At 56.3% G+C, this 24,495-nt stretch carries 21 protein-coding genes and 5 tRNA genes; 8 read left to right on the top strand and 18 right to left on the bottom strand.

Annotated elements, in window-relative coordinates; all coding sequences use genetic code 11:
- Positions 1-9 precede the first annotated feature (9 nt).
- Positions 10-822: a CoA transferase subunit A gene (locus WH50_RS08715; protein WP_110186956.1), complete on the bottom strand. Its 813-nt coding sequence runs from the start codon at positions 820-822 to the stop codon at positions 10-12.
- A gap of 429 nt (positions 823-1,251) precedes the next feature.
- Positions 1,252-2,583: a class-II fumarase/aspartase family protein gene (locus WH50_RS08710; RefSeq protein WP_110186955.1), complete on the bottom strand. Its 1,332-nt coding sequence runs from the start codon at positions 2,581-2,583 to the stop codon at positions 1,252-1,254.
- Between the two features lie 153 nt (positions 2,584-2,736).
- Here WH50_RS08710 and WH50_RS08705 point away from each other — a divergent pair, with 153 nt between their 5' ends.
- On the top strand, positions 2,737-3,546 hold the full coding sequence (locus tag WH50_RS08705) for an IclR family transcriptional regulator domain-containing protein (RefSeq protein WP_110186954.1): 810 nt from the start codon (positions 2,737-2,739) through the stop codon (positions 3,544-3,546).
- A gap of 92 nt (positions 3,547-3,638) precedes the next feature.
- On the opposite strand, the gene WH50_RS08700 is transcribed toward WH50_RS08705, so the two are convergent.
- Positions 3,639-4,583, bottom strand: coding sequence for a helix-turn-helix domain-containing protein (locus tag WH50_RS08700; protein WP_110186953.1), 945 nt, complete (start codon positions 4,581-4,583; stop codon positions 3,639-3,641).
- Between the two features lie 180 nt (positions 4,584-4,763).
- Here WH50_RS08700 and pobA point away from each other — a divergent pair, with 180 nt between their 5' ends.
- Positions 4,764-5,969, top strand: coding sequence for a 4-hydroxybenzoate 3-monooxygenase (gene pobA, locus WH50_RS08695; protein WP_110186952.1), 1,206 nt, complete (start codon positions 4,764-4,766; stop codon positions 5,967-5,969).
- Positions 5,970-6,143: 174 nt separating this feature from the next.
- On the opposite strand, the gene WH50_RS08690 is transcribed toward pobA, so the two are convergent.
- From WH50_RS08690 to WH50_RS08680, 3 genes are read right to left on the bottom strand one after another with little or no spacing between them, the layout of a single operon-like run.
- Complete coding sequence (locus WH50_RS08690) at positions 6,144-6,995, bottom strand: ABC transporter ATP-binding protein (RefSeq protein ID WP_110186951.1); 852 nt, start codon at positions 6,993-6,995, stop codon at positions 6,144-6,146.
- 13 nt (positions 6,996-7,008) lie between these two features.
- On the bottom strand, positions 7,009-7,992 hold the full coding sequence (locus WH50_RS08685) for an ABC transporter permease (RefSeq protein ID WP_104153483.1): 984 nt from the start codon (positions 7,990-7,992) through the stop codon (positions 7,009-7,011).
- 49 nt (positions 7,993-8,041) lie between these two features.
- Positions 8,042-9,418: a CmpA/NrtA family ABC transporter substrate-binding protein gene (locus WH50_RS08680; RefSeq protein WP_110186950.1), complete on the bottom strand. Its 1,377-nt coding sequence runs from the start codon at positions 9,416-9,418 to the stop codon at positions 8,042-8,044.
- A 370-nt stretch (positions 9,419-9,788) separates the two neighbouring features.
- Here WH50_RS08680 and WH50_RS08675 point away from each other — a divergent pair, with 370 nt between their 5' ends.
- Together WH50_RS08675 and WH50_RS08670 are read left to right on the top strand one after the other, a co-directional pair.
- Entirely contained in the window at positions 9,789-10,736 is a 948-nt protein-coding gene (locus WH50_RS08675) for a LysR family transcriptional regulator (RefSeq protein ID WP_110186949.1), read from the top strand.
- 120 nt (positions 10,737-10,856) lie between these two features.
- Positions 10,857-11,480 carry a LysE family translocator gene (locus tag WH50_RS08670; RefSeq protein WP_341476831.1) on the top strand — a complete coding sequence of 208 codons (624 nt, stop codon included), beginning with the start codon at positions 10,857-10,859 and terminating at the stop codon, positions 11,478-11,480.
- A 132-nt stretch (positions 11,481-11,612) separates the two neighbouring features.
- Here WH50_RS08670 and speA read toward each other — a convergent pair whose 3' ends face one another.
- The 10 genes from speA to WH50_RS08620 all read right to left on the bottom strand — a co-directional run bounded on the left by speA (position 11,613) and on the right by WH50_RS08620 (position 19,205).
- Entirely contained in the window at positions 11,613-13,526 is a 1,914-nt protein-coding gene (gene speA, locus WH50_RS08665) for a biosynthetic arginine decarboxylase (protein ID WP_104153493.1), read from the bottom strand.
- A 144-nt stretch (positions 13,527-13,670) separates the two neighbouring features.
- The gene (gene speE / locus WH50_RS08660) at positions 13,671-14,531 is read right to left on the bottom strand and encodes a polyamine aminopropyltransferase (protein ID WP_110186947.1); all 861 of its coding nucleotides are present in this window, start codon (positions 14,529-14,531) and stop codon (positions 13,671-13,673) included.
- Between the two features lie 443 nt (positions 14,532-14,974).
- Positions 14,975-15,061, bottom strand: a tRNA-Leu gene (locus WH50_RS08655).
- Between the two features lie 40 nt (positions 15,062-15,101).
- Positions 15,102-15,188 (bottom strand) — tRNA-Leu (locus tag WH50_RS08650).
- 93 nt (positions 15,189-15,281) lie between these two features.
- A tRNA-Phe gene (locus WH50_RS08645) sits at positions 15,282-15,357 on the bottom strand.
- Between the two features lie 14 nt (positions 15,358-15,371).
- Positions 15,372-15,456 (bottom strand) — tRNA-Leu (locus WH50_RS08640).
- 2 nt (positions 15,457-15,458) lie between these two features.
- A tRNA-Phe gene (locus WH50_RS08635) sits at positions 15,459-15,534 on the bottom strand.
- Positions 15,535-15,663: 129 nt separating this feature from the next.
- Entirely contained in the window at positions 15,664-15,939 is a 276-nt protein-coding gene (locus tag WH50_RS08630; RefSeq protein ID WP_110186946.1) for an oxidative damage protection protein, read from the bottom strand.
- Between the two features lie 24 nt (positions 15,940-15,963).
- Positions 15,964-17,013: an A/G-specific adenine glycosylase gene (mutY, locus tag WH50_RS08625; protein WP_110186945.1), complete on the bottom strand. Its 1,050-nt coding sequence runs from the start codon at positions 17,011-17,013 to the stop codon at positions 15,964-15,966.
- Complete coding sequence (locus WH50_RS08620; protein ID WP_110186944.1) at positions 17,010-19,205, bottom strand: AsmA family protein; 2,196 nt, start codon at positions 19,203-19,205, stop codon at positions 17,010-17,012. The genes mutY and WH50_RS08620 overlap by 4 nt, the downstream gene beginning before the upstream one ends.
- Positions 19,206-19,411: 206 nt before the next feature.
- Between WH50_RS08620 and hisB the strand changes: the two genes are divergently transcribed.
- From hisB to hisA, 3 genes are all read left to right on the top strand, one after another.
- On the top strand, positions 19,412-20,005 hold the full coding sequence (hisB, locus tag WH50_RS08615) for an imidazoleglycerol-phosphate dehydratase HisB (RefSeq protein WP_110186943.1): 594 nt from the start codon (positions 19,412-19,414) through the stop codon (positions 20,003-20,005).
- A 9-nt stretch (positions 20,006-20,014) separates the two neighbouring features.
- The gene (hisH, locus tag WH50_RS08610) at positions 20,015-20,665 is read left to right on the top strand and encodes an imidazole glycerol phosphate synthase subunit HisH (protein ID WP_110186942.1); all 651 of its coding nucleotides are present in this window, start codon (positions 20,015-20,017) and stop codon (positions 20,663-20,665) included.
- Positions 20,666-20,728: 63 nt separating this feature from the next.
- Positions 20,729-21,463, top strand: coding sequence for a 1-(5-phosphoribosyl)-5-[(5-phosphoribosylamino)methylideneamino]imidazole-4-carboxamide isomerase (hisA, locus tag WH50_RS08605; RefSeq protein WP_110186941.1), 735 nt, complete (start codon positions 20,729-20,731; stop codon positions 21,461-21,463).
- A 52-nt stretch (positions 21,464-21,515) separates the two neighbouring features.
- On the opposite strand, the gene pyrE is transcribed toward hisA, so the two are convergent.
- Positions 21,516-22,157, bottom strand: coding sequence for an orotate phosphoribosyltransferase (pyrE, locus tag WH50_RS08600; protein WP_110186940.1), 642 nt, complete (start codon positions 22,155-22,157; stop codon positions 21,516-21,518).
- A 442-nt stretch (positions 22,158-22,599) separates the two neighbouring features.
- Here pyrE and WH50_RS08595 point away from each other — a divergent pair, with 442 nt between their 5' ends.
- The gene (locus tag WH50_RS08595; protein ID WP_104153518.1) at positions 22,600-23,373 is read left to right on the top strand and encodes an exodeoxyribonuclease III; all 774 of its coding nucleotides are present in this window, start codon (positions 22,600-22,602) and stop codon (positions 23,371-23,373) included.
- An 89-nt stretch (positions 23,374-23,462) separates the two neighbouring features.
- Here WH50_RS08595 and cysE read toward each other — a convergent pair whose 3' ends face one another.
- Positions 23,463-24,263 (bottom strand): serine O-acetyltransferase, encoded by an 801-nt coding sequence (gene cysE / locus WH50_RS08590; RefSeq protein ID WP_104153521.1) that lies wholly within the window; start codon positions 24,261-24,263, stop codon positions 23,463-23,465.
- Between the last annotated feature and the right edge of the window lie 232 nt (positions 24,264-24,495).

The raw sequence follows: 24,495 nt of genomic DNA, 5'->3' as shown, positions 1-24,495 counted from the left end.
GTCGTCACCTCAGCCTTGCACGTTCAGCACGTTGTCGTTGATCCAGGCCAGGAAGGCCTCGCGATCACGGGCGATCGCATCCCACTCCTTGTAGAAGCTGTTATCACGCTCGTAGTAGCCGTACGCATAGGAAGGGTAGGCACCACGGGGAGCTTCCACCACCGCATCGATCACCCAGGCGGGCAGCACGGTCGCGTTGGGGTGGTTGTTCAGGTCGTCAACGATCTCTTCAACGGTGACGATGGCGTGCTTGGCACCCAGTACCACTTCTTTCTGTACCCCGACGATGCCTTCGATCAGCACGTTACCCTGACGGTCAGCTTTCTGCGCATGCACGATACCGACATCGACACGGATGGAAGGAATCGCTGCCAGCTCTTCACCGGTGAAGGGGCAGGTGATGGAACGGATGTAAGGGTTGATCTTCGGCAGCTCACTGCCCTGATAACCGCGCAGTACCGCCAGAGGCAGACCGGCTGCGCCCGCTTCATAGGCGTTGGCCATGGCCGCGTGGCTGTGCTCGATGGTTTCCAGTGAATGGGGCCAGTTGTGCTCCAGTGCATCACGCAGGCGGTGCAGTGAACCTACACCGGGGTTGCCGCCCCAGGAGAAGATCAGCTTGCTGGCGCAGCCCATACCGATCATCTGATCGTAGATCAGGTCGGGGGTCATACGGACCAGCGTCAGATCTTTCTTCTGCTGACGGATGATTTCGTGGCCAGCAGCGAAAGGAATCAGGTGGGTAAAACCTTCGAGGGCAACGGTGTCGCCATCCTTTACGTAGGTGCTGATGGCGTCATGGAGCGACATGAACTTGGCCATAGGGCATACCTTCAAGATTTATCATTTTTCTGGAAGTCAGCGCTGGTCGTGGCTCGGTCTTCAACAGCCGTCTGTTGATGAAACAGTCTGCTGATAAAAACCGCGAGCAGTAGGCTGCAGCGCTTGCGAAAATGTTCGCTCTGCAAACATTAATTCGTATCGCGAACAAAAATAGACCTGCGCCGGGTGCCTGTCAACTCACCTTTGGGGGTAAAAAGCCCTTCTCACTGCGGCCAAAACCCGGCCTGTTTCCCGCTGCGACGCAGCAAAATCAAGCACTTCAACCACTTATCCCGAAAACAAAAAGGGCGTGGTGTTGCCACCACGCCCTGTGCAGGACGGTATTGAAACAAAAAAGTGCAGGTGAGCAGCCTGTCGGGCTGACTCAGTGCAACAAAACCGATGGAGAGTTAGAAAACAGATGGAGTGTTAGCTGGTCTGTGCCAGTACCCGATCAATAAACCCTTGCGTCGCTCCCAGATAGCTCTCCGGTGCGGCCAGTTGTTCCAGCTCGTCACGACTCAGGGCGGCCTGAATCAGCTCATCGCGATACAGCGCCTCGGTGAAGCCGATCTGCTCCGTCAGCGCCACTTTGGTGGCCTTCTTCACGGCCGCCATGGCCAGATCACGCGGCATGCGCTGGGCCAGTTCCAGGCTGACCGGCTCGGCCATGATCACGCCCTGCGTGGTGTAGAGATTGGCGCGCATGCGGGCCGGGAACACTTCCAGCCCGGCCAGCAGGATTTCCGCCTGCTCCAGCGCGCCGCCCAGCAGCAGCATGGCTTCATAAAGGGTTGACCATTCGGTATGCCAGCCGCCAAGCGCGCGCTCATGGGGGTGCGCCGCATTGTTCAGGTGGGTGGTCACCAGACCGTGAATCTGCCGGGTGGCGCCATGAATCAGCGCACAGCGCACCGGGTTGCGTTTATGCGGCATGGAGGAGGATTCGCCCATGCCCTCACCGGCAGGCTCCGCCACTTCACCGACTTCGGTCTGTGCCATCAGGGCAATGTCACCGGCGATCTTCTCCACACTGACGGCCTGTGCATCAAGGGCAGTGAACAGCGCATGCATGCTTTGCCGGTTGGTGTGCCAGGGCATGGCCGGGGCCGCCAGATCCAGCGCCTGAGCCAGACGGTCATAGGTGCTGAGCCCGTCCGCTCCCAGCGCCGCCAGCGTACCTGCCGCACCACCGAACTGCAGCTGTAACAGCTCAGCCTTCAGACCCTGCAGACGCCGATTGGCCTGCCGCACGGCCTGCAGCCAGCCCGCGGCCTTGAGGCCAAAGGTAATCGGCAGCGCCTGCTGCATCAGGGTGCGGCCAATCATCAGGGTATGACGGTGCTGTTCCACCAGCTGGCGCAGATGCCCCTCCAGCGCTTCGCCCTTGCGCTCAAACCAGAGCAGCGCCTTGCGCAGCTCCAGCATCAGCGCGGTATCGACGATGTCCTGACTGGTAGGGCCGTAGTGCAGACAGCGCTTCAGCCCGGCCGGCAGACACTCACGAATATGTTTGACGAAGGGGATGGCGACATTGCCGCCCAGACCAATCCCCGCCAGCACTTCGTAATCCAGCAGCGGTACGCCTTCCAGTGCCTCCCGCAGCTGCTGCGCGGTGCCCTGTGGCCACTGCCCGTCCTCCTCCTGCACCCGAACCAGCTGCAGCTCCACTTCCAGCATGCTGCGCATATAACTTTCCGCCGACAGCAGCTGCCGCAGGGCCGGAGAGGTGAAAGGATCCTGAAAGAGACGTGTATACATAGACTGTCATCCATCTGAAGGTAAACGGTGCGCCACAAGCAAAGGTCTATCGTTGGCGAATTTTATTTGTGTAGAATCCAGACCGTTTCAATCGGTAAAGTTCAGTTCACTGCCGCGATGTCTGGCAGTCCATGCCGTAATGTGGAGACCCCCATGAGCAAAACCCCAGGCACCTTTGACGATGGCTATGAAAGCACGCTGACCGAGGACAGCCGTGACTTTGTCAGCGCCCTGGCCAGTGGTCTTGAGGTCATCCTGGCGTTTGACCAGAACAACCGGCAGATGACGCTCAGTGAAGTCACCGCCCGCACCGGCATGAACCGCGCCAAGGCCCGGCGTTTCCTGCTGACACTGGAGGCACTGGGCTACGTCCGCAAGAACCAGCGTAATTTCGAGCTGACGCCCAAGATTCTGTCTTTGGGGTACGCCTACCTGTCCTCCAACAACTTCCACTCGGTGATCCAGCAGTATCTGGAGAATATTTCGCAGAATCTGGGCGAATCCAGCTCGCTGGGGGTGCTGGACGGTGAAGATGTGGTCTATGTTGCGCGGGCCGCCGCCAAACACCGGCTGATGTCGATCACCCTGTCGGTCGGCACGCATCTGCCAGCCATCGTCACTTCCATGGGCCGGGTACTGCTGGCGCAGAAAAGCGATGCCCAGCTGGATGCCTTCCTCGAACACATCGAGCCGGTGCGTTATACCGACAAGACCATCACCGACAAAACCATCCTCAGGCAGCTGATCCAGCAGGTCCGCCTGCAGGGGTACTGCATTGTCGATCAGGAGCTGGACTCGGCCCTGCGTTCACTGGCGCTGCCGGTCTTCGACAACAAGGGCAAACTGGTCGGCGCACTGAACGTCAGCACCAACGCCGCCCGCATCAGTATCGATACCCTGACCCGCGAGTTTCTGCCCTATCTGCAGGCGCGCATCAAAGAAATGTCGCAGTACCTCAACTGACCTGCCGTTGTGCCGCAACCGGTATGAGCGGCTACGGCATCCAGCCCTCGACACAATTCGCATGGCGGACACTTATACGCCATGCGAACAATTCAGACAATATCTGCATTTCGCTGTAGCGGCGTCGCCCGACCGCTGACCAACTGCTGCCGTGCCTGCTGACGAAACTCACTGGGTGTCGTACCGCTGTGCCGGGTAAAGAACCGCGAAAAGTAGGCCTGATCGGCAAAACCCAGTGACTGCGCCACCTCGTTGATACTCAGGTTGGCATACAGCAGATCACGCTTGCCTTCCAGCAACAGCCGCTGATGAATGACCGTCAGAGCGGTCTTCCCCAGCACCTGCTGGCAGACCCGGTTGAGCTGGGTCGGGGTGATCCCCAGTCGCTCGGCATAGAACTGCACCGGCCGGTGCTGGCGATAATGCCGGTCCACCAGTGCCAGATATTTGCGCACATGACGCCCGGCCCGATTGTCCTGAGTGACAGTCAGGGTGTCCTGCTGCTGCATCAGCGCCCGGCCCAGATGCACCAGCAGCAGTGACAGGTTGGCATGCAACGCCTGCAGCCGTCCCCAGGAGGAGTGTTTGTATTCCAGCAGAATGGCGGCCATCACCTGATGGAAATGCTGATACTCCGCCTCGTCGACGGCAAACAGCAGACGCTGCGGATAGGCCAGGGTGGACTGCAGCAGCGACTCGCCCAGCAGACTTGGCAGCAGGCCATCTTCAATGGTCAGTACGTAACCCCTGATGCCCTGACTGAACTGAAAACCATGGGTCAGTAACGGCGGAATCCACAGCGCGCAGGGCCCCGTCAGATCAAACCGCTGCTGATCCACCAGAGCTACCCCCTGCCCCTGTTCCACGTACAGAATTTGAAAAAAAACTTCATGACGGTGAGGGCGAATTTCCCACTCGTACAGCTCGCTGCGCTCGGCAATCGACTCGCAATGCATGCGTTCGGGGATAATTTCATCAATTTCCTCGCCATATAGCGCATAACTGGGCACATTTCGCAGCCAGTCTTCCATCGACATAGGGTGGCTCCCGCTCTTGTTGTTATCGGGTCAGCGTGATTCACAATGTTCGAAAAATACAAATACTGGTCAGCTCTGTCCATTTGAATCCGCATGGGTCATCGCTAGGGTAATGAGCAACCTCAGAACAACTCTAACAATGACCGGGCCACGTAGCCGGGTCAGCCGAGGATATGAATCATGAGTTTGCATACCCCCACTTCGTCCACTACCCAGCGTACTCAGGTTGGCATCATCGGCTCTGGCCCTTCCGGCCTGCTGCTGGCGCAGCTGCTGCACTGGCAGGGCATTGACGCCATCATCATTGAACAGCGCAGCCGCGATTATGTGGAAGCCCGCATTCGCGCCGGTGTGCTGGAAAGCGGCACGGTTGAACTGCTGCGGGAAGCCCGCGTTGACCAGCGCATGAATCAGGAAGGTCTGCCGCACGACGGTTTCGAGCTGAGTCTTAATGGTGAACGCCATCGCATTGATCTGAAAGGACTGACCGGCAAATCGGTGATGGTCTATGGCCAGACCGAAGTCACCCGTGATCTGATCAACGCCCGGCTGGAACTGGGTGCCAGCATCGTCTTTGAAGCGGATGACGTGGCGGTACATGATTTCGACAGCGACACGCCGCGCATTACCTACCGCAAGGACGGTCAGCAATATGAAGTGCTGTGTGATTTTATTGCCGGCTGCGACGGCTTCCACGGCGTCTGCCGCAAGAGCGTGCCACAGCAGGCGCTGACCACCTACGAACGGGTCTATCCCTTTGGCTGGCTGGGCATTCTCAGCCATGTGCCGCCGGTATCCCACGAGCTGATCTACGCCAACCATGATCGTGGCTTTGCCCTGGCCAGCATGCGCTCGCACACCCTGAGCCGTTATTACATTCAGGCGCCGCTGGATGATCTGGATAACTGGAGCGATGAGCAGATCTGGGATGAGCTGGAAATCCGTCTCGGCGTCAAGGCCGGTGAAACCCTGCAGCGCGGGCCGCTGGTGGAAAAAAGTATCGCCCCGCTGCGCAGCTTTGTTGCCGAACCCATGCGTTTTGGCCGGTTGTTCCTCGCCGGGGATGCGGCCCACATCGTGCCGCCCACCGGTGCCAAGGGCCTGAATCTGGCGGCCTCCGACGTGCGCTATCTGTACCGCGCCCTGACCGAATTCTATAAGGACCGCAGCAGCATCGGCATTGATCACTACTCTGCCAACTGCCTGCGCCGGGTCTGGAAGGCGGAGCGTTTCTCCTGGTGGATGTCATCACTGCTGCATAAATTCCCGCAGCACGATGCCTTCGACCGTCGCATCCAGCAGGCTGAACTGGATCTGGTGTTCAGCTCCGAATCCGCCCGCCGCTCGCTGGCAGAGAACTATGTCGGTCTGCCTTTCGAGGACTAACAGGTCGTTGAAAATCTATCTGCGTTGCCGAATACCGCGTTGTGCACGTGTTTCACACTGACAGGTTTTTCACACCTTGGCCGGAGCAAACTCCGGCCTCTTTTTTGCCGCTAACAGCCCGCTGCCTGCGTCTGTTCAACCGCCATAAACAGGTGCACGGCCTCTCTCTGTACGTCAGGCCTGTGCCTTGACCGCTGTCACATCCTTCTTGCTGCGGGCAGAGCGATGCTGGTCCATATCCTCCACCTTGCGCTGCTTCTCATAGAGGAAACTCAGCACCTGATGGCGATAGTGGTTGTAGCGTGGGTCATCCGCCAGGGCGATACGATTACGTGGCCGCTCCAGCTCCACCTGCAGAATCTCACCGACGGTCGCTGCCGGGCCATTGGTCATCATGACAATCCGGTCTGACAGCAGTACCGCCTCGTCCACATCGTGAGTAATCATGATCACGGTGTTGTTGAGATCCTTCTGGATCTCCATCAGCGAGTCCTGCAGATGGGCACGGGTCAGGGCATCCAGAGCACCGAAGGGTTCATCCATCAGCAGTACCTTGGGCTCCATCGCCAGTGCCCGGGCAATACCCACGCGCTGCTTCATCCCGCCGGAAATCTCGTCCGGGCGTTTGTGCATGGCGTGCGTCATGTGCACCAGCTCAAGATTGTGCTCAATCCACTCCTTCATTTCCGCCTTGCTCTTGCGCCCCCTGAAGACCTGACGCACCGCCAGCTCGACATTCTGAAACGCGCTCAGCCACGGCAGCAGTGAGTGGTTCTGGAAGACCACGGCGCGCTCCGGCCCCGGCTCATTGACTTCCCGTCCGTCCAGCACCACCCCGCCGGTGGTCGCCTGATGCAACCCGGCAACGATATTAAGTACGGTGGACTTGCCACAGCCGGAATGGCCGATCAGCGAAACAAACTCGCCCTGGGCAATTTTCAGATTGACGTTGTCCAGTGCCTTGAAGGTGCCCCTGGCGGTGGGGAACTCGATGGAGACGCCGGTCAGTTCAAGATGTGCAGCCATGATGTTGCCTCCCTCAGCGGGTAATTGCGTTTTTGTCCCAGGAAACCGCGCGCTGGATCAGCAGCATGACGCGGTCGAGCATAAAGCCGATCAGGCCAATCACCAGCACCGCCACCATGATGCGCCCGAGCGAGTCGGAACTGCCGTTCTGGAACTCATCCCAGACGAACTTGCCGAGGCCAGGGTTCTGCGCCAGCATTTCGGCGGCAATCAGCACCATCCAGGCAATCCCCAGTGACAGGCGCAGCCCGGTGAAGATCATCGGCACTGATGAGGGCAGCACGATCTTGCGGACATGGGTCAGCCAGCCCAGCCGCAGCACCTTGCTGACGTTCTGCAGATCACTGCTGATGCTCGATACGCCCACCGCGGTGTTGATCAGTGTCGGCCACAGGCAGCACAGCGACACGGTAAACAGGGAGGTCAGGAAGGACTTAGCGAACAGCGGGTCTGCCGAGGTGTACACCGCACTGACCACCATGGTGACCAGCGGCAGCCAGGCCAGCGGCGACACCGGTTTGAACAGCTGGATCAGCGGATTGAGTGCCGCATAGAGCGATGCGTTGAGGCCAATGCAGATGCCCAGCGGAATGGCGATCAGCGCGGCAATGATAAAGCCCGACAGCACCGTCACCAGACTGGTGCCGATCTGATCAAAGAACGTCGGCTTGCCGGTGTACTCGCGTATCTTCACCTCAGCCTGAGGGTCTTTGGCCAGTTTTTCGGCATTGCGCTGTTCCTGACGAGCATAGAAATCCGCTTCCTTGTCTCGCTCACGCTGATGTTCCGCCAGCAGTGACTGAGCCTGGGTATAGACCTGTGCAGGCCCGGGAAACTTGCCCAGCGAGGTATCGATATGCTGGGCGCCGGTCTGCCAGATGAACAGAAACACCACCAGCCCCAGTAGCGGCATGCCCAGCGCCTGAGTCAGACGCTTCAGCCAGCTGTTCACGGAGCCGCGGGCACGGCTGTTGAAGAGTGTAGAGACGCTGTTCATGAGATAACCCTCCTGACCGTGCCCCGTCGGGAGCACGGCCTGCTGCAGATCAGATCTTGTCGTCGCCTTTCAGGCCGATCTTGAACTTGTTGAGATAGTCGTTGGGTTTGTGGCCATCGTAGGTCACGCCGTCGATGAACTGGGTCTGCGGCGCCTTGAAGCCGTCCTCCTTGCCAAAGTCAGGGAAGTCGGACGCCTGCATCAGCCCCTGGTCGATCAGCTCTTTGGCAGCAATGGCGTAGATATCCGGGCGGTAGACCTTTTTCGCGGTGTCCATGTACCAGCTGTCAGGCTTGGCCTCGGGGATCTGTCCCCAGCGGCGCATCTGCGTCAGATACCAGATGGCATCGGAGTAATAGGGATAGGTAGCGTTATGGCGGAAGAACACGTTGAAGTCGGGAATCTCACGCTTGTCGCCTTTTTCGTACTCGAAGGTGCCAGTCATGGAGTTGGCGATGACGTTGCGGTCAGCGCCGACGTACTCAGGGCGAGACAGCATATCCACCGCTTCATTGCGGTTGGCGTTGTTGTTTTCATCCAGCCATTTGGCCGCACGAATCAGGGCCTTGATGACATGGATATGGGTGTTGGGGTACTTCTCTGCCCAGTCGCTGGAGACCCCGAAGACTTTCTCCGGGTTGTTCTGCCAGATTTCATAGTCGGTGATGACGGGGACGCCGATCCCCTTGAACACCGCCTGCTGGTTCCATGGCTCACCGACGCAGTAGCCATAAATGGTGCCCGCTTCCAGCGTGGCAGGCATCTGCGGTGGCGGGGTAACGGACAGCAGCGCGTCAGCATTGATCTGGCCACTGCTGTCGCCTTTCAGCGGCGCATAGTAACCGGGGTTGATGCCGCCCGCGGCCAGCCAGTAGCGCAGCTCGTAGTTATGGGTGGAAACCGGGAACACCATGCCCATGTTGAAGGGTTTGCCTTCGGCACGGTACTTGTCGATGACCGGCTTGAGGGCATCGGCCTTGATCGGGTGGACCGGCTTGCCATCAGCACCGACAGGAATGTTCGCTTTCATCTGCTGCCAGATATCGTTGGCAACGGTGATGCCGTTGCCGTTCAGGTCCATGCTGAAGGCCGTGATGATATGCGCCTGGGTGCCAAAACCGATGGTCGCCCCCAGCGGCTGTCCGGCCAGCATGTGGGCACCGTCCAGCTCGCCATCGATGACCCGGTCAAGCAGCACTTTCCAGTTGGCCTGCGCTTCCAGCGTGACATACAGGCCTTCGTCCTCGAAGTAGCCTTTTTCATAGGCAACTGCCAGCGGCGCCATGTCGGTCAGCTTGATGAAGCCGAACTTCAGCTCCTCCTTTTCCGGTGCGCCCACTTCGGCCTGCACCAGCGCACTGAAAGAGAAAGAGGCGATGGCCACCGCCAGCAGGGCTTTGTTACACAAGGAACGTCTGGTCAGCATTTTTGCTCCCTCGGAAATAAAAAAAGGCGCCGCTCCCTCCGGAATATTTCCGAAGTGGAACGGCGCCTTTACCGTGCTCTCAGATTGTCGAAACGCTGCCGGGCAGACGTTTCGGGTTCTTCACTTTGCTCTGCCGACGATCACTGTCGGCTCAGTCTGTGAGGAAGCTAAAAGCACTTACCATGCCATAAATGAGAAAACCCTATTTAACATAGGGTTAGCCCTGAGCAGCAGAATCAGACTGGCAACCGGCGCACCAACCCGGTACGCCGGATACCCTCGGTGCCTGTTTTTTGCACATGCACCATGACGGCAGCGAACCCGACCGCTACACTGCCGATTGCTCCCGCCCGCCGTTACAGGACTGCCCATGCTCCCTGCCAATCTCAATCTGTTGCGCACTCTGGCAGTCTTGCTGGAAGAACAGCATGTCACCCGCGCGGCAGAGCGGCTCTGCCTGACCCAGTCGGCCGTCAGCCGCCAGCTGCTGCAGTTGCGTCAGGCGCTGGCAGACCCGTTGCTGGTGCGTGATGGCAACCGCCTGCTACCGACACCCCGTGCCCTGGCCTTGCAGGCACAACTGCGTCCGTTGCTGCAGCAATGCGATGCGCTGTTCAGCCCGCAGCAGTTTGATCCGCAACAGTGGCAGGGCCACGTCCGCATGGCGTCATCAGACTATGCTGCCCATTACATCCTGCCCGATATTGTCAGCACGCTGGCCGGTGCGGCACCGCAACTGCAACTGACTTATCAGCTGTGGCTGCCCCAGCAGCTGTCACAACTGGCCGACCTGCCACTGGAGCTGGTGGCGACCATGCTGGAGGCCATTCCGCCGGGGCTAGAAGGGCTGGCACTCGGTGAAGACGGGCCGGTGTGTGTCATGCGGCAGGACCACCCACTGGCGCAGCAGCAGCGGTTGACGGTCGATGATCTGCTGGCCTGTGAGCATCTGTCCCTGAGTGGGGGTGGCGACAAGGACAGCTTTGTCGATCTGGCTCTGGCAGAGCTGGGCCAGCCACGCCGTATCCGTCTGCATGTCCCCTTCTTTACCTCGGCACTGCGTATCATCAGCCGCAGTGAGCTGTTGCTGATCATCCCTGAGCACATCGCCCGCAATATGCAGGCAGACTATGCCATTACCTATCGCCCTTTCGATCTGCCCTGCCCCACTCATCGCTACTGGCTACTGTGGCACCCCAAGTACCACGATGATGTCAGCCATACCTGGCTGCGTAAGGTGGTATTCCAGTGTTTTGAAGCCTCGCTCTATTCCATGGCATCAAAGTCCACAGCACACAGAATCGGCCATGATTCCTGATCATCAGCTGTATTCCGAATTATGATTTCACCTTATCAGCCAGGTCTCGTAGGCTAACAGGCTTATCCCCCTGGAACATGCTCACGATCTCGCGTGAACACGTTCTTACCTGTGAGGAACATGATGAGCTGGAGTAACTGGAGCGGTTTGCTGCTGATTTGTCTGCTGGGCGCCATGTCACCCGGCCCGAGTCTCGCGATGGTGACCCGTCATGCGCTGGCAGGCGGTAAGCGGAATGGTTTTGCCATTGCCTGGGCTCACGCTGCCGGGGTCGGTATGTATGCACTGTTGACGATGTTTGGGCTGGCCGTGCTGCTGCATCAGTCACCCCGTCTGTTCATGGTGCTGACCTTGCTGGGCGCAGCCTATCTGACCTATCTAGGGTTGCGCGCCCTTATGTCACAGGGCGGTATTGCCCAGACGCTGGAAGCTGGCAATCCGGAGAGCGCGGCGCAGGCCGCACGGGACGGACTGATGATCTCGCTGCTGAATCCCAAGCTGGCGCTGTTTTTTATCGCGCTATTCAGTCAGTTTGTGCAGCCGGGCAGTGATACCCTGGCCCACTTCACACTGGTCGCCACTCCCTTCGTGATCGACGGGTTGTGGTACACCCTGGTTACCCTGTTACTGGTACACCCCGCCGTGCTGGAGAAACTGCGCGCCCGCTCCCGACTGATTGACCGCCTGAGCGGTGTGGTACTGATCCTGCTGGCGGTCAGGGTGTTTGTCACCGCGCTGGCCTGAAAGCCTGAACACCCGCCAACCCTGTGACAGGGGCTGAACACAGATAAAAAAATCCGGCTCTTTTCAGGGAGCCGGATTTTTTAACATCTGAGCTTATCGCTGGTCAGCTTCTGAGCTGATCGCGGGTAGCGATTACTCTTCCAGATAGGTATAACCCGCCAGACCCTCTTCGAGGAAGGCCAGACATTCCGCCTGCGTCTCGCTACTGAGGCTGGACCGGGTCAGCTGACGACGGTAGGCCTCAACAAAGGTGCGGGAGTCGAAGTTCACGTAGGCCAGAATCTGATCCACGGTATCGCCCATCAGCACCTTGCTGACTTCCCATTCACCCGCTTCATCGACAGACACGTCAACAGAGTGGGTGTCACCGAACAGGTTGTGCATGTCGCCCAGAATTTCCTGATAGGCACCCACCAGGAAGAAGCCCATCACATAAGGATTGGCCGGGTCGAACTCCGGTACCGGCAGGGTGGTCTCGATCCCCTGACCATCCACATACTGGTCAATGGTACCGTCCGAGTCACAGGTGATGTCCTGCACCACTGCACGGAAGGTCGGCTCCTTGTCCAGACCACTAATAGGCAGCACAGGAAACACCTGATCGATACCCCAGACGTCGGGCAGTGACTGGAACACCGAGAAGTTGACGAACAGCTTGTCCGCCAGCTTGGCGTGCAGCTCATCAATGATCTCGCGGTGTGCGCGGTTCTTGTGGCTCAGCAGTGGCCGGATCTGCATGCAGATGGCCTGATAGATCTGCTCCGCCTTGGCGCGCTCGGTCAGTGACAACAAGCCGTGGGTATACAGCGACTGCACTTCGGCCACGTCATAAATAGTGTCGTGATAGATCTCCACCACGTTACGTTCGTCAGCACTGTGCAGGGCTTCCTGATAGGACTCCCACAGCGCGTGCAGAATCTTCGGATCCGCCGCACCGGGGCGCGGTGGCTGCAGTTCCTTGGGCGATTCCACGTCAATAACGTTGGCCAGCAGCACCGCGTGGTGCGCTGTCAGCGCCCGTCCGGACTCACTGACGATGTTGGGATGCGGCAGGTTGCGTTCAGCACAGACTTCCGCCATGGCGTACACCACATTGCTGGCGTATTCCGACATGGAGTAGTTGATGGAGCAGGTGCTCTGTGAGCGGGTACCTTCGTAGTCCACACCCAGGCCACCACCGACGTCCACCACGCTGATGGGCGCACCCAGCTGACGCAGCTCGGCGTAGAAACGGGCGCACTCACGCAGACCCGTCTGAATGTCGCGAATGTTGGCAACCTGTGACCCCAGATGGAAATGCAGCAGCTGCAGGGAGTCCAGTGCCTCTTCCTTACGCAGACGTTCGACTACCTGCAGAATCTGGTGGGCAGACAGGCCAAACTTGGACTTCTCACCACCGGAGGTTTGCCATTTGCCTTTGCTCTGTGACGCCAGACGGGCACGCAAACCCAGACGCGGCGTCACCTGCAGACGACGTGCCTCTTCCAGCACCACATCCAGCTCGGACACCTTCTCGATAACGATGTAAACCTGATGGCCCAGCGCCTCACCAATCAGAGCCAGACGGATATATTCACGATCCTTGTAGCCGTTACAGATGATGACGGAGGAATTGGTGTTCTCCGACAGCGCCAGCACTGCCATCAGCTCAGGCTTGGAGCCCGCCTCAAGACCCACACGGGTTACGCTGGGGTCTTTCTTCTGCCCGGCCAGAATGCCTTCAACCACCTGTTGCTGCTGGTTGACCTTGATCGGATAGACGGCCGTGTACTGCGCACGATACTTGTAGTACTGAATGGCTTCCTGAAAAGCCTGACACAACGAGGACACCCGATCATGCAATATGTCGGTAAAACGCACCAGAGTAGGCAACGCTACCCCTTGCTCGCTTAAATGCTTGCACAGTTCCGGCAGATTTATCGTAGCTGCCTTGTCGCGACGAGGTTTGACGAACACCTCACCGCTTTCATTCACGTCAAAGTATCCATTGCCCCAGTAGGGGATGTTGTAAAGTTTCAGTGCATCGCGGCTGTTCCACGCGCTCATTGCATTCGTTGCCTTTCTCTAGATGGCGGCCAGCACCTGGCTGGAGCAACCGGCTCAGGGAGCCGGAATGTTCGGATAACTCGGATAAATAAAGAGCGACAGGGAAAACACAGACCGGCTCTCCCTCAGGGGTAACACCCGCTATCAACACCCCGCCAGGGCATCCACTACATACTGGGGCAAAGCAAACGCGCCCACATGGATACTTGGGGTGTAGTAACGGGTTTTAAAACCTGCCTGCGCGACGCGCTCGGCGATAACGTCCACGGGAAGCTGACGCAGGGAGGCATCATCACTGCCCCAGGCCAGGGTCATGATGCCACCGACATAGGTGGGCACCGGGGCGGCATAGAACTGCTGATCAGCGAAATCCAGCCCCATACGCTTGCGGGTAGTCGAGACTTCACCCAGCTGCATAAAGCACACGCCATTCTGGGCAACCATGACGCCGCCTGCGTTCAGGCAGCGCTTGCAACCATTGTAGAAGCGCGAGGAGAACAGCACTTCACCTGGGCCCATCGGGTCGGTGGAGTCAGAGATAATGACGTCGTAGCGCTCTTCGGTCGTGTTGACGAACTCAACCCCATCGTTGATGACGATAGTCGCACGAGGATCATCAAAAGCACCGTCAGAGTGGCCCGGCAGGTAGGTTTTGCACATCTCGATGACCTGAGCATCGATCTCTACCATGGTCACCTGCTCCACTTCAGGATGACGCAGCACTTCACGCAGAATGCCGCCATCACCACCACCAATGATCAGCACTCGTCGGGCTTTGCCATGAGCAAACAGCGGTACATGCGTCAGCATTTCGTGGTAGATGAACTCATCACGTTCGGTGGTCTGGATGACACCATCCAGCGCCATGACACGACCAAAATCGCGGTTTTCGAAGATGATCAGGTGCTGATGCTCGGTTTTGCTCTCGAACAGCACCTTATCAATAGTGAAAGACTGACCGTAGCCTGCGTAGAGGGTCTCGATATAGCGTTGCGGCTGAGTCACGTGTTCCTTCCTCGCTCACAATAAAAACCAGATGACATGCTGTTATGACATCGACAATGGATGACAGCACAATGACAGTTCGACGAGGGGAAGTGAGATAAGGCGGGAGAAAGGATGGGAATAACCCTGCCAGCTCCACTAACCTGTCTTCCTTCCACGGAATACACAACAGGCAGCGTACTTACTGAGAGGGCCTGTTGTACATCTAAAGTCGAATTTGCATAAAAACCTGTCGCTGCTTCTGCAAGAAATTGCGTTTTATACGCTTTTTTCACACAAACGCAAGAAAGACTAGCAGGACTAAATCAGAGGGAGGGGGAAGTGGATCAGATGCAGTGCTGTCGCTACAGAGCACAGCTGGCACAGGAAATATGAGGGGGGGCAGAAACAAAAAAAGCCGCTTTCGCGACTTCCTTTTATACTTCACTGACACCTTTATCAGGTGGTGCAGATGGAGAGACTCGAACTCTCACGTCCTTTCGAACACTAGCACCTGAAGCTAGCGCGTCTACCAATTCCGCCACATCTGCAATGTGAAGCTACCTGATTGTAATCACTTAACGAGAGCATTGGTGCAGATGGAGAGACTCGAACTCTCACGTCCTTTCGAACACTAGCACCTGAAGCTAGCGCGTCTACCAATTCCGCCACATCTGCATGCAGCTCGAAAAGTGGTGCGTATCATACTTAAACTTTTTAACTTGTCAAGCACAAGACGCTGATGTTTTACCACTTACAGATGACTTTAAGTGGTGCCCAGAGGCGGAATCGAACCACCGACACGGGGATTTTCAATCCCCTGCTCTACCGACTGAGCTATCTGGGCTACATCTGTTCACTTGGTGCGGGAGGAGAGACTCGAACTCTCACGCCTTGCGGCGCTGGAACCTAAATCCAGTGTGTCTACCAATTCCACCACTCCCGCAGTGGTGCCCAGAGGCGGAATCGAACCACCGACACGGGGATTTTCAATCCCCTGCTCTACCGACTGAGCTATCTGGGCAACGAGGCGCGTATTATAAGGACAAAACACTGAGTGTCAATCCCTAAGCGCATCAAGCGAACGCCGCAGGAATTTACTCGCCTCTCCAAAAGTTGTCAAGCAATTCAATAATTTATTCCGCATCAACGGCTATTTCTCGCTCGGTGGTACGTAGCCTTCAATCTTGGTCACGTCTTCACCGGCAAAGAACTTGTCCATTTCTTCCTGCAGTAACTTGCGTGACTGCATGTCCATCATGTTCAGACGCTTCTCATTGATCAGCATGGTCTGATGCGCCAGCCAGTCCTGCCAGGCTTGTCTGGAAATATGCTCATACAGATCCTGCCCTTTGGGGCCAGGAAAAGGTGGGCGTTCCATGCCGTCCATGTCCTTTTGATACTTACGGCAGAATACGGTTCTAGTCATATCAGTCTCTTCTACAGATAAAGTTCAACGCTGTGCATCCAGTTGTGCCAGCAGACGTTTGACTGGAGCAGCCAAACCTACCGACTCCGGGGCGTCGAGGTTATACCAAAGCCAGCGCTCAGGTTCCATGAGCTTACTGTCAGAGCCCCCCTGTGCCAGCAAAGGTGTGATGTGCAGATGGAAGTGGCTGAAGGTATGCTTCACAGCAGGTAACGACTGCTGATGCAGCTCCGCCTGCCAGCTCGCGCAAAACTGCTCCGCCTGTTCTGTGGACACCATCTCGGGCAGACTCCACAACCCCCCCCAGATCCCGCTGGCCGGACGCTTTTCCAGCAACACCTTGTGCTGCTGGCGATCGTGTACCAGCAACATGTAAGTGTGCTTTTCCGGTATCGTTTTTCGCGGTTTGGCATGGGGAAAGGCAGTAGGAGTGCCCATGCCATAGGCTTTGCAGTGGTCTTTTAAGGGGCATAGCAAACAGGCAGGCTTGCTACGGGTACAGAGCGTCGCCCCCAGATCCATCATCACCTGGGTGTAGTCCGGCAGACGCCGGTCAGGCGTGTAGTAATCCGCCAGCCGCCAGAGCAAATCCTCTACCGGTTTGCTGCCGGGCCAGCCTTCAACACCGTGCAGACGGGTAAGCACACGCTTGACGTTGCCATCGAGAATCGGTGCACGCACACCACGACTGATCGACAGAATCGCTCCTGCAGTCGAACGACCAATACCCGGCAACTCCTGTACTGCTTCTACCGTTGCCGGAAATTCACCATGGTGCTGTTGCCAGAGAATCTGAGCGGCTTTATGCAGGTTACGGGCACGACTGTAGTAACCGAGACCAGTCCAGAAATGCAGCACTTCGTCCTGCTCAGCCTCAGCCAGATCCTGCAAGGCGGGAAAACGCTCCATGAAGCGTTGGTAATAAGGGATAACGGTCGCTACCTGCGTCTGCTGCAGCATGATTTCCGATACCCACACCCGATAGGGCGTCTTGTCCTGCTGCCACGGCAGACTGGTACGACCATGCTGATCGAACCAGTCAAATACAGCGCGCTGAAATACCTCTGGGGTCACTTCTTGAATAATCCTTGGAGCAAACCTTTGACTGCTTCGGCGTTGTCTCCACCGAGCTTTTCGCTCAGTTTATCGGATTGTTTATCCAGTGCACGGTTCAATTCTTTCTGCGCCTTGCGTTTAGCTTCGTTGCTGGCAAGGGAAGTCAGCGTCTTGGCAAACCCTTCCTTGTCGGGACGGCACCATTTGGCAGGATCACCATCCAGACTACCCTGGCAACGCAGGGGCCATTCCAGCCCCTGAAATTTAGGATTGATGGTGCAGGCTTCACGGCTGGTGTCACCCTCAATGGTGACGCCCACCCCCATATCCAGCTGCCGCTGTGGCAGATTGATCTGTCCTGAGCCTTTGGCACTGGCCCCCACCAGCTGCCCCTGCGCCGAGTCGATATGGGCGACACCATTGTTGAATTGCGCCTGCAGGCTTGCGTTGGTCAGTCTGGTGTGCTCACTGTCTGCTGCTGCCGTCAGTGTTTCCTGATTGGCAAAGGCAATGCCCTCACAGATTTGTTGGGTAAGGTTGATATTGTTCAGTCGTCCATCCGTGACATTGGCCTTGGCCGAGCCGTTGAGACTGTTAACCCAGTCAAAAACCGAGTTCCCGCTCATGCTCAGGCTGCCACTCATCGAGCCGATGCCGTTGACCGCAGGCTGTGTGCTGCCCAGCAGGGTCTGCACCTGCTCCAGTGCCAGATGATCAACATTGAACTGCAGTTGATTGCGTAGTGGCGCCTTCTGCGCATCGACCTGTGCCTTAAGCACAACCTTGCCTTCGGCAATCTGCGCACTGGCCTGATCAACCACCAGCTTTCCAGCTGCTGCTGCCACATTGAACTTGACCTGCGACATCGCAACTTGCTGATAGGTCAGTTTACCCAGCTGCACCGAGCCACGCAGATTCAGCCCTTGCAGTGCCTCAACGGGCAGCATGGGAGCCTTTGAATAACCTGCGTCACTTGTAGTCTTGGCGGTCGCTGCTGCTGTGGTCGAGCTCGATGCCTCGAGTTTGGTGGCTGGCGTTGCTGAGCTGGCGACATAGCGATCCAGATTGAGCTGATCAATGCCCAGCTTGAACTCGGTTTGCCCCTTGTTCAATGGCTGCTGGAAGCTGCCACTGATTTTGCTCTCATCCAGCCGGGCCGTCAGATTAGTCAGTGACAACTGTTGGCGGTCCACCATCAGCGCAGTCGTCATAGAAGCCGCCGTCAACGCTTTCTCATCAGGCAGAGAAACAGACATACCAATATCTGACAGCCATTTGCGCAGATTCAGCTCAGCAATCTGCAGCGAGCCCTGCAGGGCCGGCGCCTTCTGCAAGTCCTTGACCGTGGCGTCAAGCTGACCCTGCATGCCGTTCAGTGCCAGTTTTAGGTTGGGTAGGCGCACCTGCTGTTGCTGCATATCGGCATCCACATCACCCTTTATCTCCAGTAACAGTGACTGTCTGGTCACACCGTCGATGGTGCTGAGCAGATCCATATCATGCAGCTGATACAGTTGTCGCTCAGGGTCCAGCAGCATCGAAGCCTGCAGTTTGTTGCCGAGCTGGATGGCCTGCTTGCCATCCGCCTGCACAGACAGCGGCAAGGTAAGCGTTAAAGGGAAGGCCTGCCCCAGGCGGATCGCACTGGCACGCAGGTTGACAGGGCCCAACGCAATATTCTGGTTGGCTTGCAGGTCATGATAGTTGACCTGCACATTCTGCAGATCGATATCATCAATGGCCAAAGCCATGGAGCGGCTGGCGGAGGATGCCGGTTGACTGCCCGGCTCAGCGGTGGAACGGGCAGCAGGTGAGGATGCTGCAGAAGGCCGGTCCCAGTTATTTGCACCTGTCTTGTCGCGATTCAGGTCCAGCACCAGACCATCCACCATCAGGCCGGACAGGCTCAAACGCCCGCTGATGAGTGCAGGCACATCCATAGCGACACTGGCATGCTGCAAGGTAGCCACGGTAGGGCGATCAGGATAGCCCGCCTGTACATCCTCCAGCGTAATGGCAAACTGCGGAAACAGGCTCCAGCTCATCGGACCTTTAATTTCGAGCTGCAGTCCCGTTTTCTCCTGCACCATCTCACCGATGCGCTGGCGATAATCGTTCGGATCAAAAGCGACCAGCAGATAGATCACCACCAGTGCCAGCAAGCCAAACAGCGCCCCAAGCAGCCACAGGATTATTTTTGTTGCCTTCATGTTCCCTCACTCAATTGCATCGACAGCCACACTTGTCGCAACGCCAAAGCATCTACCAAGCCGTATAGCTTTTGTTAGTAACGGTTCTAACCCGAAGCACAAGGCTTTATACTTTCATCCTCGCAAAATCAGCGGTAATTCCAGACGGACGATGTTGTTTTTGCTTATTTGACCTCGACTCACGATCAATACTAGGGGAGCCTGGCATGGCAGAGCGTACCGCCAGTGTGACGCGCAATACGCTGGAAACCCAGATCACCGTAACGGTGAACCTGGATGGCAGCGGACAGTTTAAATCAGTTACCGGCATTCCTTTTCTTGACCACATGCTTGAGCAGGTGGCACGACACGGACTGATTGACCTGGACATCCATGCCAATGGCGACCTGCATATTGATGCCCATCACACCGTCGAAGATCTGGGCATCACCATGGGCCAGGCCATCAGCAAAGCGCTTGGTGACAAGAAAGGCATCACCCGCTACGGTCATTCCTACGTTCCTCTGGATGAAGCCCTGTCGCGTGTCGTTATTGATTTCTCTGGCCGTCCAGGCCTGCACTTTGCTGTGCCCTTTACCCGGGCAAGCATCAATGGTCTGGATACCGAGCTGTTCTTTGAATTCTTCCAGGGGTTCGTCAACCACGCTCTGGTGACCCTGCATATCGATAACCTCAAGGGCCACAACAGCCATCATCAGGCAGAAACAGTATTCAAAGCCTTTGGCCGCGCCTTGCGCATGGCTCTGACTGCCGACGAGCGCATGCAGGGCATCATGCCTTCCACCAAAGGCTGTCTGTAAGGAGCCATCATGAGTTCGGTTGCAGTTATTGACTATGGCATGGGCAACCTTCACTCGGTTGCCAAAGCGCTGGAGCACGTCAAGCCCGGTGAGCAAGTGCTGGTATCCAGCGACAAAGCAGTGATTGAGAGTGCCGACCGGGTGATTCTGCCTGGCGTCGGAGCCATTCGTGACTGCATGGGCGAACTGACTCGCCTTGGGCTGGACCAGGTGGTACACCAGGTTGCCGCCTCAGGCAAACCGTTGCTGGGTATCTGCGTGGGCGTGCAGCTGTTGATGGAGTTCAGCGAAGAGAATGGTGGCCATGACTGTCTGGGTGTATTCCCCGGCAAGGCTCACTTCTTTGGCGACCATCTGCAGGATGAGAACGGCGAAAAGCTGAAGGTGCCTCACATGGGCTGGAACGAGGTCAAACAGACCGTCGACCATCCTCTGTGGCAGGGCATTGAGCAAAACAGCCGGTTCTACTTTGTCCACAGCTACCATATTCAGGCTCAGCAGCCTGAGCTGGTTGCCGGACGCTGTCACTACGGCCTGGATTTCGACGTCGCGCTGTTCCGCGATAATGTATTCGCGGTGCAGTTTCATCCCGAGAAGAGCCACAGTGCAGGGTTGCAGTTGCTGAAGAACTTCCTGCACTGGAATGGCCAACCCGCATAACGTGAAGGTATACGGCAACCGGCCGCTTACCTGTGAAGATAGCAAGTTTGTGAAGAGAACATCATGCTGGTAATTCCCGCAATAGATCTTAAAGATGGCCAGTGCGTACGTTTACGTCAGGGCCGCATGGATGACTCCACCGTGTTCTCCAGTGACCCCGTCGATATGGCTGGACGTTGGGTGGAACAAGGCGCACGTCGCCTGCATCTGGTCGACCTGAATGGCGCCTTTGCCGGTAAGCCAGTCAATGGTGATATCGTCCAGCGCATTGCCAAGGCCTTCCCCAACCTGCCGATCCAGATTGGTGGCGGCATCCGCAGCCAGGAGATCATTGAAGCCTATCTTGCTGCTGGCGTGCAGTACGTCATTATCGGCACCAAGGCAGTGAAAGAGCCCGAATTCGTGACTGATATGTGCAAGCGTTTCCCGGGTCACATCATCGTGGGTCTGGATGCGAAGGATGGCATGGTTGCCATTGATGGCTGGGCGGAAGTGACCAGCGTTACCGCTGTAGAGCTGGCCAAACGGTTCCGCGATGACGGTGTCGGCAGCATTGTTTACACCGATATCAGTCGTGACGGCATGATGCAGGGTGTGAATGTGGAAGCGACAGTCGCCCTGGCACAGCAGTCAGGATTACCGGTTATCGCCTCTGGTGGCGTTACTGACATGCGTGATATCGAGGCACTAGCGAAAGTGGCCGATCAGGGTATTGCTGGCGCCATCACCGGCCGTGCCATCTACGAAGGCACGCTGGACCTTCGCACAGCGCAAGCCCTGTGTGACCAGAGAAAATAAGTAGTTAAGTTGTAATACGGAGCCAGATTCCTTCTGGCTCCTGTACTTCACGTTATACGCCGTAGCTTTGGCGATACTGGCGAATGGCAGCAAGCTCTGCTTCCTTGTCACCCTGCTCAGCCAGAAACTCGACGATCTGCTCCAGACTGATAATGCTGGCAACAGGCATGTTGTAGTCACGCTCAACTTCCTGAATGGCTGACAACTCACCCTTGCCTTTCTCCTGACGGTTCAGGGCAATGACGACACCTGCCGGTGTTGCACCGTGCTGCTCGATCAGTGCCATCACCTCACGAATAGCCGTACCCGCAGTGATTACGTCATCAATAATGAGCACACGACCCTGTAAAGGCGCTCCTACCAGGTTGCCTCCTTCACCATGATCCTTGGCTTCCTTACGATTAAACACGTAGGGCACGTCACGACCATGATGCTCAGCCAGCGCGACGGCAGTAGCCGCAGCCAGAGGAATTCCTTTGTAAGCAGGCCCAAGAATGACATCAAACTCGATGCCACTTTGCAGGATAGCTTCGGCATAGCACTTTCCTAATCTGGCCAGCGCCAAACCACTATTGAACAGACCCGCATTGAAGAAGTAAGGGCTGGTTCTGCCCGATTTCAGGGTAAACTCACCAAAACGCAGTACCTGTTGCTGAATAGCGAACTCAATAAACTCGCGTTGATAGGCATGCATGCTTTGTCCTCTGCGTGATGGGTTGAAACAGTGCGCGCATTTTAACTCAGCACTCCCAGCGCAGCATCCGCTTTGCATGGATTTGATTCATACACGCAATATCAAGCAAATTCGCCACACAACCATGGCATTAATAGCCAAAAGTGCTATAGACGCTAGCCTCGACAGGGAGTGTGCAGTTACACTATGCCGGGCTGAACACACTTGACATCCGCATGAACTCCCAAAAGGTGTTATAATTCGCGGACTTAGAGGCAGCTAATAAGTAAGTAGCTTTTAGGCAGCACGCCGTCGTAGTAGCCGATTAAAATTTCTATACTTGCTACTCCCAGATTTTTGCATGCCCAGTCAATGCGGTGCCGCCAACTTACAGAATCTGCCCCAAGAATGTATGTGTTTCTTCACAGACCTGTTAGCAAGACTCTAAAGGACTCCATTACTGATGCGTGTCATCACCCTCAACGTGCAAGGCATCCAGCAAGCAGCTGAGCGCGGACTGTTTGACTGGATGGTCCAGCAAGACGCTGATCTGTATTGCCTGCAGGATCTGCGTGCCAAAGCCTACCAGCTGGACGATGCTATCTATCATCCTGCCGGCTATCAGGCCCACTTCTTCGATGCACCAGAAGACAACTACAGTGGCGTCGCCATTTATTGCAAACACCAACCAAAGGCCATCATGTCTGGCCTTGGCTTTGAACTGTGTGATTTCCATGGCCGCTATATTCAGGCCGATTATGACAAAATCAGCATTGGCTCGATTCTGCTTCCCTCTGGGGAGAATGACTTGCAAAAGCAGGCCGTTAAGAATGAATTCATGGAGCACATGCATGCGTTCTTCAAAAAGACCCTGCGCAAGCGTCGTCAGTTCATCTTCTGTGGTACCTGGAACATTGCTCGAGAGCCACGAGATGTAAGTAACTGGTATGTAAACCAAAAGAACTCCGGCTTTCTGCCAGAAGAGCGGGCATTTTTCCGTGATGTGTTTGACGAGATGGGTTTTGTCGACACGTTCCGTCAGGTGAACCAGGCCGATCGTCAGTTCACCTGGTGGCCCAGTTACAATCGCGCCTTTGAGCTTAATGAAGGTGCGCGTCTGGACTACCAGATTGCCACTGCAGATTTTGGCAAAAAAGTGCGTGCAGCAAAGATTATCAAAGAGCCTCGCTTCTCTAATCACGCGGCACTGATGATTGAATACGATCATGATCTGTAATCGGGCTTTCTGTCCCGCTTATAAAAAAGAAGCCTGCTATCAAGCAGGCTTCTTTTTTGGTGAAGAAATCAACTACAGAACATGCACTCTCAACCTTCCTCCACCTCAGGCTCGAATACCTGATTCATGTCCAGCGCAGGCATAGTACATTCTGGACGTCCGACAATCTTGGCGGGCACCCCTGCAACCGTTGTATGAGGCGGAACAGGTCTCAACACGACACTCCCTGCGCCAACCTTCGCTCCCTCTCCAACCTCGATATTACCTAGCACCTTTGCACCTGCCGCAATCAGAACGCCATCACGTATCTTGGGATGCCGGTCTCCACTCTCCTTACCAGTCCCCCCCAAAGTGACTGACTGAAGAATGGAAACGTTGTCGCCAACAACAGAGGTTTCTCCAATGACAATACCTGTTGCGTGGTCGAGCATGATTCCCTTACCGATTCGTGCCGCTGGATGTATATCAACACCAAATACAACAGAAATCTGATTCTGCATAAAGATCGCCAGAGTACGCCGTCCCTGACGCCACAGCCAATTGGCTACGCGATAAGCCTGTAGAGCATGAAAACCTTTGAGATAAAGCAGAGGAGTGAGGTACTCGCATACCGCAGGATCACGCTCGACAGTGGCTTTAATATCTGCACAGGCAGACTCAAGCAAAGCAGGTTCACCCCGGAACGCCTGCTGGATGATTTCCCGAATAGTAATCGCCGGAACAGTAGGACAGTCGAGTTTATTTGCCAAATGGAAGCTCAGTGCACATCCGATGTTATCGTGATTCAAAATGGTCGAATGAAAGAAGCTGGCAAGCATCGGCTCCTGAACAGACTGCGCAAGGGCTTCTTCACGAACGATATGCCATACCTGTTGGGTAAACTCTGACATCGATAGATCTCGAATGGTACTTATAGTAAGAGGAATACAGACTGGGGATGGTACACAGTTTTTTCAAGTACCCATACGCGGACAAGTAAAAGTTACAGAACTCTAATCGGAATCAGCAGCACATCGAGCTGTAAGCACTATTCACATATTATTTTTATGATCCCCAAAAGCAAAACCCCTGACCGTTACCGATCAGGGGGTGCTGTATTTCATGCCTGGCGATGACCTACTC

The sequence above is a fragment of the Pokkaliibacter plantistimulans genome (assembly GCF_003194385.1).
GTDB lineage: Bacteria > Pseudomonadota > Gammaproteobacteria > Pseudomonadales > Balneatricaceae > Pokkaliibacter > Pokkaliibacter plantistimulans.
Note: the sequence above shows the minus strand (reverse complement) of the source record. Positions and strands in the feature narration are given on the sequence as shown.